The sequence below is a fragment of the Bacillus cereus group sp. BfR-BA-01347 genome, assembly GCF_022663835.1.
Taxonomy (GTDB): Bacteria; Bacillota; Bacilli; order Bacillales; family Bacillaceae_G; genus Bacillus_A; species Bacillus_A thuringiensis_K.
Genome location: NZ_JAKUGG010000050.1, coordinates 1 through 14,556 on the forward strand (window position 1 = coordinate 1; position 14,556 = coordinate 14,556).

Sequence of the window (14,556 nt, forward strand, 5' to 3'; positions counted from 1 at the left end):
GTTCTTCTTAGATTTAAAGCGCGGTGCGCTGTTTTGTTTTTTGAAAAAGCGCGTATAAGCATCCGCAAGGTTGCGAACAGACGACTGAATCGCAATACTATCCACTTCTTTTAGCCAAACAAGCTCTTTCTTCATGGCAGGTAGTTTGGCAGAGCATGTACCATAGGTCAAGCCTTTTCCTGTCTCTTTGTATGCGTGATCCCATAAGGATAGGAAATGATTGAATACAAAGCGAGAACACCCAATCGTTTTGTTGATTAGAATTGCTTGTGCTTGATTTGGATAGATAAGAAACTTATAGGCCTTATTAATCATTATTTGATTCACCTCCATTTCGGTATATGACTATTATACACCGAACGTACATTCGATAGGTAGTAGAGTAACACTTTCTGTAAGTCGAACAATTAAGATGGCTTCCTGCCATCCCTTGTTCGAAGCCAATTCATCTCCCACCTACTCACTGGGCTGTGACCCTTCACGCTCCTTGAGGAAGGAGTCTTCTTGGCTAAAATGATAAACTGACCAGATTGGAACTTGAAAATTAACATATTGGTTTAAAAGATCCAGTGCTTTCTTCTCCATTATCGTCCTCGGCATCACATCGTCCCGTCTCGGAAACCTTAGCACCCATTCTTCACCTTTATCGTCTTTTGCATAAGCAACCAGAAAGTCTAAACCGGACTCGTTAAATTTGATGGACTCCTCTTTAACTTCCAAACCATACTTTCTTGCTATTTCTACCACTTTTTGTTTGTTCAAATCATTCACTTCCTTTTCTAATGTTATGTCACTGTTATTAACCTTTTTTATTGAACGCTTAATATTTTTCTGTGTTTTTCTTTCTTCTTCTCATTAGGAGTAAGAAAACATTAATAACTAGCATACCGATCGCACCAATTATTTTCCAATTTCCTAGAATGGAAGATTGTGAATGGTTGTCCTTTGGGGTTTCTTTCCCTATTGCTTCATACGGGATTCGATGTCCTCTCACTAATAATCGATGCGTATTTACCCCATATGGCGTACAAGTTAGTAATGTGGCGTAATCCTGATTATTTACAATCAGTAAATCCTCTGTCTCACTTGGTAATACCACTTTAATTTGATCTACTTGATACGCGAGAATCTTCCCTAAAGAATGAATATAAAATACATCTGACTCCTTCATTTTATCTAAATCTGTAAATAATATTGCTGAAGGTAGGCCTCGATGCCCTGTTAATACAGTATGTGTGCCTGCTCCACCCACAGGTAAGGAGGATTTATCTAAATGTCCTACCCCACGACCTAATACTTCTTCCGAAGTCCCTTGATAGATAGGTAGTTTCACCTTAATTTTAGGAATTTCGACATACCCCATCACATCTCCTATGTTAAGTGCATCAGCATAGGATTTCCCACCAGTCTTTTCTTTTTCTGCAAATGGATCTGCAAATGTTTGAGTAGAATTTTGTACATTCTTATTATACTCCTTCGCTTCCTTTTCCCTGCGTTCCAGCTCTCCCTTTTGCAAAGCTTTTACTTTGGCATCATAAGAACTAACCTGTGAGTAATGTGTTTGAGTTGCGAACCAGTTGCTGATCGTTGGATATAAGAAAATCCCTAGTCCTAATACAAAAATACAGCCAAAGATAACATTTCGTTTCATAGTAACTCCTTTACCTATTAAAATATGAAAAAGAGGAAAGCATTCGCTTCTCCCCTTTTCACATCAAACATTATATTTTTTTAAAACTTATTGGTTTACAGTCTTTCTTCTAATAAAGATAAATACTGCTGCAGCCATTAATAAAAGACCCACTGTAGTAAAGAGGATTGTGCCCATACCACCTGTAGACGGTAAATTCCAACCACTCTTATGATTCTCTACAGTTAATTTGATTGTCTGATTGTTTGCATCTATTGTGACATCAATTGGATCTTTTAATAATTGGTATGAACCTGTTGTGCCATCTTCTTTTGTATAGATAGGTGCTTTAGTCTCAACAATTTGGTATTCTCCATAAGGAATATTGTTCCAGTGAATCACACCATTTGCATCTGATACACCTTTCACTTCTTTACCTTCTACTACGACTACTTTACCGTTTTTGTCACGTAATTCAAATTCCGCGCCTTGTAATGTTTTAGTATGATCTTCACCATCAACTTTTGTTAAGGCAATATTACCTATTGTTGGAACTACAATAACTGGTTTTGTTTCTTTTTCTTTCGTTACATCATGGTTATTTGTAAAATCAACTTTCGCTGTATTTGGAATTTCCGTTCCAGCTGGTACCCCTTCTTTAATTTGTGATGTAATTTGTAAATGTAATTGTTTTTTGCCATCTAATTTAGTAAAGTCTTTTACTGTAGCTGTTACCTTTTGACCTTCTACAACTACTTCTACTACACTTGCATCTACTTCTACACCATCAATTTTTACAATTGGTTTACCTTGAATCATCAATCGATTATCTAATGTATCTGTTACAACATATTTTTTATAATCTTTAATATCCTCTGGAATTAATGTTTTAATATCATATGTGTAATCTTTCTTTGGATTAATTGGTAATGTTTCTAAATCACCATTGATTTTTTTATCAATTTCTGGCTCTTCGTAGTTTTTCACTTTAACTTCTACAACAACCCCAGATTTACTTGATCCATCAGGGCTAATAGTACCTGATTCTTTAATGAAAAATTCATATTTTGTTGGATCTAAAACATATCCAGTCGGTGCTTTTGTTTCTTGGAAGTAGTACTTACCATATGCTAATCCTTGTACACGAATTTTACCATCCGCACCTGTTACTAGATTTTTTTGAATTTCTGTACCATCTTCTTTAAATAATGAGAATTCCGCACCTGCTAGTGTTTTATCCTTTGCACCTGTTTTTGTTAATTCTACAGCACCGCGCTTAATTTCATTCTTTGGGTAAATATGAACATCATAGTTTAATACATCACCATTTGCACTTGTCATTGGAATATCCACTGTATACGTATTTGGATTTAAGTTTACATGTGGTGGTCCTGCAATTTCCTTTACTTCATAACGTCCTAATGGTAAGTCTTTAAATACAGCTTCACCTTTTTCATTTGTTGTTAACTGAATTGGTTTCGCATTATCTACAGGTTTTACATTTTCCTTTACAATCTTTCCATCACTTGTAATTTTCTCAAAAGAAGCAATTTGTTTAATCTCAAATGTTACGCCCGCTAATGGCTTGGCATCCGTAGGTACTTCTTGATCTGTTGAACCATTGCTATTTAAACCTACATCTGGAGCTTTTTCTTGTTCATACTTATGAATTGTTAAAGAACCCTTATCTTTTGATGCTGCATTTACTAAAAAATTAGGTAATGCAGAAAACATTAATGCAAATGCTAATAATATACTAAATAATTTTTTCATAGTTTTTTCTCCCTTGTAAAATTATTAATAACTCTTTCTTTTTCGGAAAAATACAATAGTTGCAATTATCATTAGTGTTACGCCAATCACATAAAAGATTGTTGTCCCGATTCCGCCAGTCTCAGGTATATTCCAATCACTTTTTTCATTTGCTACTTGTATCTTTTGTATTGGAGTTTTGGATGTTATTTCTACTTCAATTGGATCTCTTAGTAACATATATCCATTCGGCGCTTTTATCTCTTTAATTTTGTAGGTTCCAAATAATAATGGTCCAGAAATTGCTTTTCCATTTTTGTCAGTTGTTAAAATTCCAACCTCTTTACCATCTTTATCTAAAATTTGAAACACCGCATTTTCCAATTTTACATCTGAATTTTTCGCATCAATTTTTTCAAGCTCAACCTTCCCAATTGGTGGTACTACTTTAACTTCATTAGAAGTCGTTGGAGTATTATCAAACAATAACTTTGCTTTGTTTGGAATTCCACCTTTTTCTACATACTTTGTAATTTCTTCAGTAGATGCAGAACTTGCAATTTTCGATTTAATATACATTGTATATGTTTGTCCCGCTAAATACGCATAACTGCCATCTTTCTTTGGAAGTTCCATCACTATTCGTTTAGTTTTCTCATCAATTTTAGGTGTAACTTCGATTGTCTTCCCTTGTGCATCGACCAGTTTCACTTCTAAAATATCAAGAATGTCTTCTAAGTCATCTTGCAATACAACCTTTTCTAGTTTCGCTGTATCATTTCCAAACTTGTAGTCTACGTTCCATGTAAACTCCTCATCTTTTCCCTGTAAAATTGCTTTTTCTACTTCTTTTTCATCCTGATCTGAAACTGTTTTGCTTACCTTTGGTTTTTCTGTTGGCGGTACTACTTTAGCTTCATTCGAGGCTGTGGGATTATTATCAAACAATAGTTCCGCTCTGTTTGGTATCCCACCATTGGCGATATACCTTGCAATTTCTTCAATAGATGCCGTATCCGTAATTTTAGATTTGATGTACATTGTATATGTTTGTCCCGCTAAATACGCATAACTGTCATCTTTCTTTGGAAGTTCAATCGTTACTCGTTTGGTTTTCTCATCAATTTTAGGTGTAACTTCAATTGCCTTTCCTTGTGCATTAACCAGTTTCACTTCTAAAATATCAAGAATGTCTTCTAAATCATCTTGCAATACAACCTTTTCTAGTTTCGCTGTATCATTTCCAAACTTGTAATCTACATTCCATGTAAACTTTTCATCTTTTCCCTTTAAAATTGCTTTTTCTACTTCTTTTTCATCTTGGTCTGAAACCGTTTTGTTTACCTTTGGTTTTTCTGTTGGTGGTTTTACATATACCTCGTTAGAAATTGTCGGTTTATGATCTGATAAAAGTTCTGCTTTGTTTGGAATTCCATCCTTAGCAATGTATTTTGCAATTTCTTCATTTGATGCACTATCTGCAATTTTTGAGGTAATGTGCATTGTATAGATTTCATCTGTTAAATAGGTATAACTTCCGTCTTTTTTTGGAAGTTCTATAGTTACCTTTTTTGAAATTTGATCAATCTTTGGTTCAATTTTTATTGTTTCACCCTTTTTGTTGACAACCTTTACATCAACGATATCTAAAATGTCTTCTAGATCATCTTGTAATACAATGGAATCATAAGCACTTGGGGTATTCCCAAATTCATATTTTACATTCCAAGTAAATTTTTCTTTTCTATCTAATAGAGTAGCTTTCTCTACATCAGTTTCATCCTGATCTGAAACTGTTTTTTTAACTTTTGGTTCTTCAATTGGTGGAGTTACTGCAACTTTATTAGATTCCAATGGCTTGTTATCTAATATCATCTGTGCTGTATTTGGAATACCACCTTTTGAGATAAACTGTTTCAAAATTTCGATATTTGTTCCTGGTCTAATTTTGGCTGTGATGGTTAATTTATATTGTTGTCCTGCCAGATAATCATAGGATCCATTTTTTTGTGGGATTTTGTAGATAACACTAGATTTCTCTTTATCTATCACAGGTTTTACTGCAATTTCCTCGCCATTTTTATTTATTAATTTTGTATCAAGAATATCTAAAATATCTTCTAAATCATCTTGCAAAATAATCTCTTGATTTTTTGCTACATCGTATCCAAAATTAAAATTCACATCGTATGTAAATTTTTCATCTAATGCTTTTAACGATGCTGCCTCCACCAATTTTTCATCTGAATCTGAAACCTTTTTCGTTATATCAGTTGAACAATTAGATGCATTGGGATTACCTTGTGCCTTTACAACGGGAATTTCAAACTTCTCATCATATGAGATAAAATAGCCTCCAGCAACATTAAACTCATTTAACTGAGGTGTTGTTTCTTTCACCTTATAAGTAATTGTGTAATTCCCTTCTGGTTGTCCCTCTAAATCCCAAGTAATTTGATTATTATTGATCACAGGTTTTGTAGTCATACCATTTGGCCCAGATACTTTTACATCATCTACTTGCAGATTTTTATAGATATCTAAAATCATTTTATCTTTTTCTTTTTTTGTAACTTGAGTTACTGTTTCAATTAACTTTTTAGAGAATTCTTCAATATTATTTGATAACACAAACCATTCTGGTTTCGTTGCCATGCTTTCAAGTATATTTCTTGAGTAGGGACCAACCTCACGGTCATATTTATCATAATACTGATCTGCTGCTGCTAAGGTTTCTTTATTTTCCCAAAAAGCAGTGACTAATTTGTATCCTTTATTTTTTATGTTTAGCCCTTTCTCCTTAACTTCTCCTAAAGCTCCCTTGTAATCTTGTGCATACTCAGAAGACCAAGCCCGTCCTGACCAATCACTTACTTGATTTGACATTTTATGAATATATCCATCTGTTTGAACATTTGCAACGCCATCTGTTACGAGTAAGAAGATTGTTTCACGATTTGGATCATCTGCTCCTTTTTCTCTCTCATATTGCTGTAAAGCAAATTCTAAACCATTGGCAGTTGGGGTACCGCTATTAGGATTAATTCTATCAATCCCTTGCTTTGCTGCCCCTAGATTATGAGTTAATCCAGATTGTAAAATTGTTTTGACCCCTGGCCCACTATTGTTTAATAATTGACCATATATCCCTTTAAACCCCTTATAATCTTGATAACTTGTCACCATAACACGATCATTTTGTGGATCAAGTTGATCTACAATTTTTTTCAATGCACTTTTTACACTTCCTATAGAACCTTTAAAACTCCCACTAGCATCTTGCACAATAACGAAATCTACCTTCTTTTTATTAAGCGGCCACTGGAAATTTATTTGTCCTTCATGTTCCCTCAAACACATACTAGCTGTTTCTTTTGTTTGTAATTTATGTTCTATATTTTTGACAGGTGATGCAGCCAGAGAGATTAATCCTGGTGAAAATAACTGTAAGAATAAAAGAATTGTTAAAAATATTGATATGTTTTTTTTCATAACTTTTCCTCCTTTGCCCTCCTTTTCATTAGAATACGTTCTGTATATAAATGATCTGTAAGTAACAAAGAAAAATTGAAACATCTCCTTTCTCCTTTATGCTAAATTTAGACAAATGTTACTTACTTCATAAAATATTAAGAAGTTAACTAGATAATTTATGGTAAATTTTATGGATTTATGGTATTTTTAAAAATTTTTAAGTCGTTAAATGTAATATTTTATACAAATAGGGGTTTTTATAAGATTTAAAAGGAGTTAATAAAATAAGGTGTAATATGGGGGGATAAACCAGCTATGAAGGAAACATGATGATTATTGTAGCAAATCTGTCCGTGAATATTTAAAAATATACAGACATCCGTAAGGTGTGAAATCACCATTTACAAATATATTTTTTATAGATTTATGTATATCTGTAAAAGTACACCCTTAGACAAAATATAATTTTCACACCATAAACTACTTCAAAAGGTACCAAAATGTACTTAAGCCACACTTCATAAGTACATACACTTTTTGAGATATGTTTGTTGGATGATTTTATGCTTAATGGAGGGGAATATTGTTCCTAACAGTTGGATACAGCACAGAGAATTCCCTTATTGTGCTGTTTATTATTTTTTATATGTAATCTGGTACATGAAATTTTACGATTAAGTTGTTCCTTTGTTTTTCTTTTAAAATTCTTATAGCATTCTATATAAATCTTATGGTATTATATATATAGAAAATTTGTTTCCATTGTTTATACTCTATTGTACGTAGCGTGAAGGACAAACCTTACGCCCAGTTAACTCGGGCGAGGTTTGTCCTTTTTTTACTTTAAGGAGGAATTTACTATGAAAAAAGTCTACAAAATTGGAGTAATTGTTACTACTTTATGTGTTGCTTGTATTGCGATCTTTACTTTAACTAAGAATAAATCAGTCAATACAGAAACTATAACACCAGAAAAAACAATTGTATCTGCTGCAGACGCAAAAGTATCACCTGAGAATATAAAAGATATTTCAAAAGATGGATTAAAGCAAAAAATACAATCCCATGAAGAATTCATTGCGTATTACTATCAACCAACCTGTCATTATTGTAAAAAGGCTGCGCCAGATATCAATAGTATGTCGAAAAAGCATGATAGAACGATTTATCGTATTGATATCTCTACACCAGAAAATCAAAGTGCCTTTCAAGAGTTCGACATTCCAGGTACTCCAGTTGTTGTAGCTTATAACAGAGGTGAAGAAGTGGAACGTCTAGAGGGAGCCGTTTCAGCTGCTACATATGATGGTTTCTTTGCAAGACGTAACTCGAGCGCTAGTTAATATAGTGCTCGTTTTTCTTTGGAGAAAGGAGAATTTACATGCAACAAAACGCCCGTATTTATTCTTTAGACATAATAAGAGGTATGGCCATACTATGTATCCTATTTGCGAATCTACCCACTATGACGGGACTATATCCTTTTAATCAAGCGGGTTATATTGGTATAGATAAAGTAATTCGCTTTTTAGTAGATTTATTTATTCAATCAAAGTTCTATACTATTTTCGCATTCTTATTTGGAGTAGGATTTTACATCTTTATGAAAAATACAGAAGCAAAAGGATATCCCATGTATAGACTATTTATACGGAGACTGTGTATCTTACTAGTCTTCGGTTTACTCCACTTCACCTTTCTATGGTATGGAGATATTCTACATGCGTATGCCTTAGCTGGATTTATTCTATTATTCTTTTATAGGCGATCTACTAAGCTTATTTTCATAGCTGGTTGTAGTTTCCTACTGGTTAGTTATGGATTACATATTATTGTATTTTTAAGAGCAAGTTCTTCTATTCCTGAAGTACCAAATTACTATCAATATATGTTTACAGGCAACACTACCAATCACACTGTAAATCTATTTATACATTATTCTCATCAAATAAAAGCACGTCTTTTCTTTCTAATGACTCAGGAATTCCAGCAACTACTAATAGGAATTCCGGAATATATAGGCTTATTTTTAATAGGGTTATGGGCTGGTAAGAAAAATATTTTTAAAAGGGTACCGGAATTAATAAAGAAAATTAGATTTTTACAGTGGAGTTCGTTATGTATCTCATGCCTTCTCTCTTATCCTATTATCTACTACTTTATAAAAACAGATGTCTATTACTCTCAGGATGTACAACTATGGATTCTATTTGGAGGGAAAATGCTAGCTATATTCTATATTTGTACTCTACTGAGAGTTTGTGAGAATAAAAAATATATAGAATGCCTGCACCCCTTTATGAACGTTGGCCAGTATGCTTTAACGAATTACATCACTCAAAGCATACTTACGCTTGTCATTCTTTCGTGGTGCTTTAAAGATGTCTCACACGTATATTACTGGCAATTATGTATCTTTGGGCTTTTAATTATTTTTGTACAAATTATATTCAGCAAGATTTGGAGTAAATATTTCCGTTATGGTCCTATTGAGTGGTTATGGAGAAAAGGAGTTTACAAGAAATAGACAATTTTTCACCAGTACATGCAATTAACTGAAAAAAGTGATAAAATATCATATGAAAGATTAAAGATATATTTGTGGTTGTAAAATGGTGTTATTAAAATTAAAGTGGTTCAAGTCGCAGGAAGGCACCTTTGGGTGTCTTTTCTTTATGCATAAAAAAGCCTCATCTTCCTATAGAAAAGATAAGGCCTATATGGGGTCCCTCCATATGTCTATCAACCTAACAGTGCAGATTCCCCAAAAAATGATAAAAATGAACTTCATTGCTATAAAAGACTTTTATTTTTCGTTTTGGAGGTATTTGTATTCTTAGCTTGCTAGTGATGTTGCTATACCCCAATATGAGCAATCATCATAGCAAAAATTGTAATAGCTTTCAATTGAGTTGTATTCATATTGGAAAAAGGTCTTTAATTGATAGTTCCTCTAAATTTATTTGGTCCAGTAAATTCAAGATAATAGTTAGAAGACTTATCAACTGACACAGTAACTGTACCATCTTTACCTGCTGATATTTCGTATGAACCTATTGTATTATCAAAAATAAGGTCCTTCCGCTTGAGTTTAAATTTCAATGAAATGTTATCATTATTTCTTATCTTAATTGTAAATGAACTTTTTCCTGTGAATAAGTAATTTGTGTATAAGGTAGCACCATTTGAGCTTCCTTCAATACCATATCCACCTTGCGTAGAAAGATTCCAAATCGAATCTGGTTTTGATGTACCATAAAGTACAATTCCGTTTGGAACTCCTACGCCTGGTCTTACATCATTTACACCTACATTTTTTTGTGTTTCATAGAGTACTGCATTTTTAAATTCATTAGAATCTAGTCCTTGCGATTCTAATTCAGCAGCGCTGACATTAACGCTAAATCCACTAGTTACAACAGCTGCAGCTAAAGCTAGTGAAGATAATTTAGTGAACATTTTACTCATAAATATCGCTCCTTAGTTATAATTATTTAACTTTCAATATAAGAGACTTTTTATTATAAATAGCGTTAATTTATTAACGCTTGTCTTCAAAATAGCCTGTCCATGTTTTATTCGGTTCTTGATATACCTTTTTCAAGTACCATGTGATACCATATTCTTTGATTGTGCTTGGTACCGAAGCTTTAGAAAAATACCCTGGTTTTAACATCCAAAGAGTTCCCGCTGCCGCTGCTCTAGTAACCTTTTCTTGCTTCGGACTTTCAGTGTTAGGTGTTGCAGCCATCGCTCCACCTGCACCAGATAACATAATACCAGTCGCTAATGCTCCAACTACTAATTTCTTAAACATACAAATTCCCCCTCAAATATTTTTATATCTTACACAACAAACTTAACACATTTTACAAATAATGTTAGTTTAATAAACTTGATAAAATAATATTCAATTATTCAGAAATTAAAACATCAAACATTAAAGGGATCTCGCCACATCCATCAACTTAAGAAGAATAAACGCCACACAAAAAAAAGCCCCAAATTTTTCTTGAAAATAATTTAGGGCTTTTGAACCAGAAAAGTATATTTTTAACTATGAAAACTACGATAAATTTTTCCTTTTTTCCTACTTGCTAAATTCAGCAAGTAAAATTTTTTTAAAAGGATTAGGACTGTCAGTTCTACCCAAACTATTCCAATTGACGACCAACGTATGCTTGCCTCCAAGTTTACCTCCAACAAGAGTTGTAAACCCTAGAATGCCACCTGTGTGTCCCCATATCGAGACACCGTTTGGAAGCTTAGTTTCATAGATTCCAAGACCATATCCATCGATTCCTTCTTTTCCTGTAGGAACTGTAGTAAGCATTTGTTTTAGTTGCTGTTCCTTCAGTAATTTTCCACCAAGCAAGTAAGAGAAGAATTTGTTTAAGTCGTCAGCAGTAGAAATCATATCTCCAGCAGAGCTACCTGCACTTGGGTTGTAATAAGTAACGTCTTTTAGCTCACTTGCTCCGTCTGGTTGGACATATCCACGGGCATGGTTTGTGCCTGGAATAACACTTGAATTGCCTGGTAGGAATGTATTCGACAATTCAAGTGGTTCAATAATCCGATTTTCAATCTCTTCCGCATAGCTGTTTTTGGTTACTTTTTCAATAAGAATGCCCAGTAATACGTATCCTGTGTTTGAATAAGACCAGCCCTTTCCTGGGGCAAAGTCTGGAGGCAGAGAAACCCCCATCTTCACTAACTCTTCAGCCGTATACGATTTTTTTGTATCCGTAAAATCAGCGTCTTTTGACCTTGAGTATTCAGCGATACCACTTGTATGGTTCAATATATGCCGGATAGTAATCTTGTTACCATCATATCCATTTCCTTGAATGACACCAGGCAACCAGTCTTCGATGTAGTCGTCTAGATTCAAGCGATTCTCTCCAGCTAATTGAAGTACAACTGTTGCGGTAAACGTCTTCGTCACACTCCCAATGCGAAAGCGAAAATCTGTTTTCATTGGTTTCTTGGTTCTTAGATCCGCTATTCCAGCAGCATACCCCCACGTTTTTCCACCCTCAGAAGTTTTAGCAAGTATCCCCGGGTATCCAAGTTGCAATGTATCCCGCATTGCTTGCTTGACGGAAGTATGATCTCGTTGAGTATTTGTTTGTAACGAACTAGATACATTTTGAGTGGGCTCTGCTTTTACAATTGAGGTTGGTGTTGTATATAACAGGGAACTTCCAGCTATTAAAAGGGCCAGACTTGCACATGTAATTTGACTACGTATTTTCATATGGCATTCCTCTCCTCTAATCATATTGTATAAGTGTTTGCTTACTGTTCCTTACTTCCTGACAAGACTTAGGGAAAGGCCCTCACGCATATAGATTAAAGCCCCAGTACAAAGGTATCTATTAATACCAACAATTTGAGCCAGTTAAATCTCCATCCCTTCTATAACAAAATTATTCAAAGGTATGAAAGCATATTATGTACCCTTAGTTATTGTTAGGATTAACACAACATGAGACATAGCCCCAACCCATATTTTACTTTATTTATCCATGATATGTATTGAGAAAGAATGTAAATTCGAATCCTTTCCGTACCCCAACTATTGATCGTTTTTTCACCTATTATAATTAGTTATTTAGAATTTCATAATAAAAAACTGTAAAAAAATAACGAGTTCCTTAACGAACAGGAAGTGGTTGAAAAATATGTCTAAACGCAAAATTATCTTTTTTTGATATGGTGACCCCATCGCCATCAAGCTAAAGTTTTAATGTACCCCAAAATGAAAATTTTCTTTCACTACAGTTATTTACTTTGGGAAGTCAGCGGATTTTTTCATTTTAGGAGGATTTTGTTTTAGTAGCTTGATAGTGATGGGATACAGCCAACATTTCGGAAGTTTTATATGCTAAGCGAATCTTAACCTAAAAAAGTCGAATTCCTGTACGTTAAGTGAAGTGGCATTTCATTCACATAATCCGTATTATCTGAAGTTAATAAAGTCTGTTACACTCTCTTCTTTAGGAACGTCTCCATAATATCCTTCTTGAATCTTTCATAATCAAACTGAAAAGCTACATTATGTGTTTTATAGCCTGGATTAGTAACAAAACGAAAGTCTGCAATGCTTTGACCAAATCCTTCTCCTTGATCAGGAATTACTTTAATGGGTACTCTTGAAAGGCTAACAGCCTCTTGATTCAGTAAATACCACACTGTTACAAAATCATGCATAGGACTTCCACTTATACCAGGATTAGACTTGGAGTAGAAATTATAATAATAATCTAACATAGGTTTGATGATGAGTCCTGCAAGATCCTGTGTATTCCGATGAAATGCATCGATTTGCTGGACCATTTCGGGTGTAACAATCGCATGTTGCGTCACATTCAAAGGAATAATTGTCAAGCTCTTTGCATGCTGCAGAATTAAATTTGCTGCATAAGGGTCTGCGTAAAAGTTAGCTTCAGCCACGGCAGTTACGTTACCTGGATAGAAAAAAGCTCCCCCCATGCAAATGCATTCTTTTACGTTTCGCATTATCTCTAAATTCAATACAAAAGTCGTAGCTAGCGAAGAAAGTCTTCCTAAATTGATAATTGTAAGATCTTCTAAATTTGATTCTATAATTTGATAAATATCATTTAAAGGATAAACTGGATATGAAATTTCAGGGGGAATGATAGGTCCTAATCCGACTTTTCCATGCACCTCAGGAAAATACTGAGTCAATATACCTGTCAACGGTACAGAAGCACCAAGGAATACAGGTATCTCTTCTCTTCCCGCAATGTACTTCAAATAGTTAATGTTTCTTATTACATTTTCTCTTGATACATTTCCATAATCGGCTACAATTCCTACAAGTTGAATATCTTTACGAAAAAAGGTGTACAGTATAGCAAACGCATCATCAATCCCCAAATCTGTAAACAGGAGAACCTTTTTTTGCATTTCTCTTCCTCCAAAATTTATAGAATTCTACTCTCACTAATGATGTAGTAATCAGACTAAGCTTGTATGTATATATTTTATGTATTCTTAAAGAATGGATTCTATTCACTTGAAATAGCTTTGCTCATCTAAATTTGATATTATGTTCAAGCGTAAGTGTCTGTTCTTAAGTTGATGGATGTGTGGCTGTACCCCTACTAAACTACAAAGAAACAATTCTCCTTTAGGCCGTCAAACATTATGCTAACAAAACACACACCAAAAAAACCAATTCCCGTGTAATGGAATTGGTTTCTTTGTGTGCAATTCAGTCAATACAGCAACTTGAACCCACATTTTCAAATGTAGTCTTATTAATCTTACCATAATTTTAAAATTCTTAAACAAAAAACCTAAATCTCTAGTAAGTTGCGCGAATCCACTGCATTTTCATCAAGAAATCTGGAGTATAACAACAATTAAGTTCATACTAGCATGAACAACGAATGATACTAGTAACCTATTGGTACGCACATACACTAGAGCTAGTATAACTCCAATTAAAAAATATCCAAATATAAATGGAAAATCAAAATGCATGATAGAAAAAAACAATGAGCTTATTAGTATGCTCCAAGTTTGCTTAAACTTGGACATTAAAATGTTTATGACCGCATAACGAAAAACAAACTCTTCTACTAACGGTGCAAGAAGAACAATTGAAACAAGTGCCACAGGAGATATTGCTGCTGCAGCGACTGTACTAGACGTATTTGCTGATT

12 protein-coding genes are annotated in these 14,556 nt (G+C 34.0%); 2 read left to right on the forward strand and 10 right to left on the reverse strand.

Translation table 11 applies throughout. The annotated features are described in order from the left end of the window. The 5 genes from MR143_RS32045 to MR143_RS32065 all read right to left on the reverse strand — a co-directional run. The coding region (locus tag MR143_RS32045; protein WP_242281275.1) for a helix-turn-helix domain-containing protein at window positions 1–315 on the reverse strand (315 nt) is incomplete at its 3' end. Between the two features lie 141 nt (window positions 316–456). After that, window positions 457–762: a phosphotransferase gene (locus MR143_RS32050; protein WP_242281276.1), complete on the reverse strand. Its 306-nt coding sequence runs from the start codon at window positions 760–762 to the stop codon at window positions 457–459. Window positions 763–820: 58 nt separating this feature from the next. Continuing rightward, window positions 821–1,651 (reverse strand): class C sortase, encoded by an 831-nt coding sequence (locus tag MR143_RS32055; RefSeq protein ID WP_199718566.1) that lies wholly within the window; start codon window positions 1,649–1,651, stop codon window positions 821–823. 87 nt (window positions 1,652–1,738) lie between these two features. Next, complete coding sequence (locus MR143_RS32060) at window positions 1,739–3,403, reverse strand: SpaH/EbpB family LPXTG-anchored major pilin (protein ID WP_199718568.1); 1,665 nt, start codon at window positions 3,401–3,403, stop codon at window positions 1,739–1,741. A gap of 24 nt (window positions 3,404–3,427) precedes the next feature. Continuing rightward, on the reverse strand, window positions 3,428–6,874 hold the full coding sequence (locus MR143_RS32065) for an isopeptide-forming domain-containing fimbrial protein (RefSeq protein WP_242281277.1): 3,447 nt from the start codon (window positions 6,872–6,874) through the stop codon (window positions 3,428–3,430). 842 nt (window positions 6,875–7,716) lie between these two features. Here MR143_RS32065 and MR143_RS32070 point away from each other — a divergent pair. Together MR143_RS32070 and MR143_RS32075 are read left to right on the forward strand one after the other, a co-directional pair. Next, complete coding sequence (locus tag MR143_RS32070; RefSeq protein WP_199718572.1) at window positions 7,717–8,199, forward strand: thioredoxin family protein; 483 nt, start codon at window positions 7,717–7,719, stop codon at window positions 8,197–8,199. Between the two features lie 38 nt (window positions 8,200–8,237). Next, a complete protein-coding gene (locus MR143_RS32075; RefSeq protein WP_242281278.1) occupies window positions 8,238–9,383 on the forward strand; it encodes a DUF418 domain-containing protein in 1,146 nt (381 codons plus the stop codon). Between the two features lie 410 nt (window positions 9,384–9,793). Here MR143_RS32075 and MR143_RS32080 read toward each other — a convergent pair whose 3' ends face one another. From MR143_RS32080 to MR143_RS32100, 5 genes are all read right to left on the reverse strand, one after another. Beyond that, window positions 9,794–10,324 carry a hypothetical protein gene (locus MR143_RS32080; protein WP_000041370.1) on the reverse strand — a complete coding sequence of 177 codons (531 nt, stop codon included), beginning with the start codon at window positions 10,322–10,324 and terminating at the stop codon, window positions 9,794–9,796. A gap of 73 nt (window positions 10,325–10,397) precedes the next feature. Next, window positions 10,398–10,673: an LCI fold-containing protein gene (locus MR143_RS32085; protein ID WP_000473825.1), complete on the reverse strand. Its 276-nt coding sequence runs from the start codon at window positions 10,671–10,673 to the stop codon at window positions 10,398–10,400. A 273-nt stretch (window positions 10,674–10,946) separates the two neighbouring features. Continuing rightward, complete coding sequence (locus MR143_RS32090) at window positions 10,947–12,116, reverse strand: serine hydrolase domain-containing protein (protein WP_000702504.1); 1,170 nt, start codon at window positions 12,114–12,116, stop codon at window positions 10,947–10,949. Between the two features lie 728 nt (window positions 12,117–12,844). Next, on the reverse strand, window positions 12,845–13,795 hold the full coding sequence (locus tag MR143_RS32095) for a nucleoside hydrolase (protein ID WP_001170295.1): 951 nt from the start codon (window positions 13,793–13,795) through the stop codon (window positions 12,845–12,847). 432 nt (window positions 13,796–14,227) lie between these two features. After that, on the reverse strand, window positions 14,228–14,556 hold a 329-nt coding region (locus tag MR143_RS32100), incomplete at its 5' end, for a CPBP family intramembrane glutamic endopeptidase (RefSeq protein ID WP_242281279.1).

Coding starts and splice junctions, on each gene's coding strand:
- MR143_RS32075 (WP_242281278.1), top strand. CDS start 8,238: ATGCAACAAAACGCCCGTATTTATTCTTTAGACATAATAAGAGGTATG.
- MR143_RS32090 (WP_000702504.1), bottom strand. CDS start 12,116: ATGAAAATACGTAGTCAAATTACATGTGCAAGTCTGGCCCTTTTAATA.
- MR143_RS32085 (WP_000473825.1), bottom strand. CDS start 10,673: ATGTTTAAGAAATTAGTAGTTGGAGCATTAGCGACTGGTATTATGTTA.
- MR143_RS32070 (WP_199718572.1), top strand. CDS start 7,717: ATGAAAAAAGTCTACAAAATTGGAGTAATTGTTACTACTTTATGTGTT.
- MR143_RS32060 (WP_199718568.1), bottom strand. CDS start 3,403: ATGAAAAAATTATTTAGTATATTATTAGCATTTGCATTAATGTTTTCT.
- MR143_RS32065 (WP_242281277.1), bottom strand. CDS start 6,874: ATGAAAAAAAACATATCAATATTTTTAACAATTCTTTTATTCTTACAG.
- MR143_RS32055 (WP_199718566.1), bottom strand. CDS start 1,651: ATGAAACGAAATGTTATCTTTGGCTGTATTTTTGTATTAGGACTAGGG.
- MR143_RS32095 (WP_001170295.1), bottom strand. CDS start 13,795: ATGCAAAAAAAGGTTCTCCTGTTTACAGATTTGGGGATTGATGATGCG.
- MR143_RS32080 (WP_000041370.1), bottom strand. CDS start 10,324: ATGAGTAAAATGTTCACTAAATTATCTTCACTAGCTTTAGCTGCAGCT.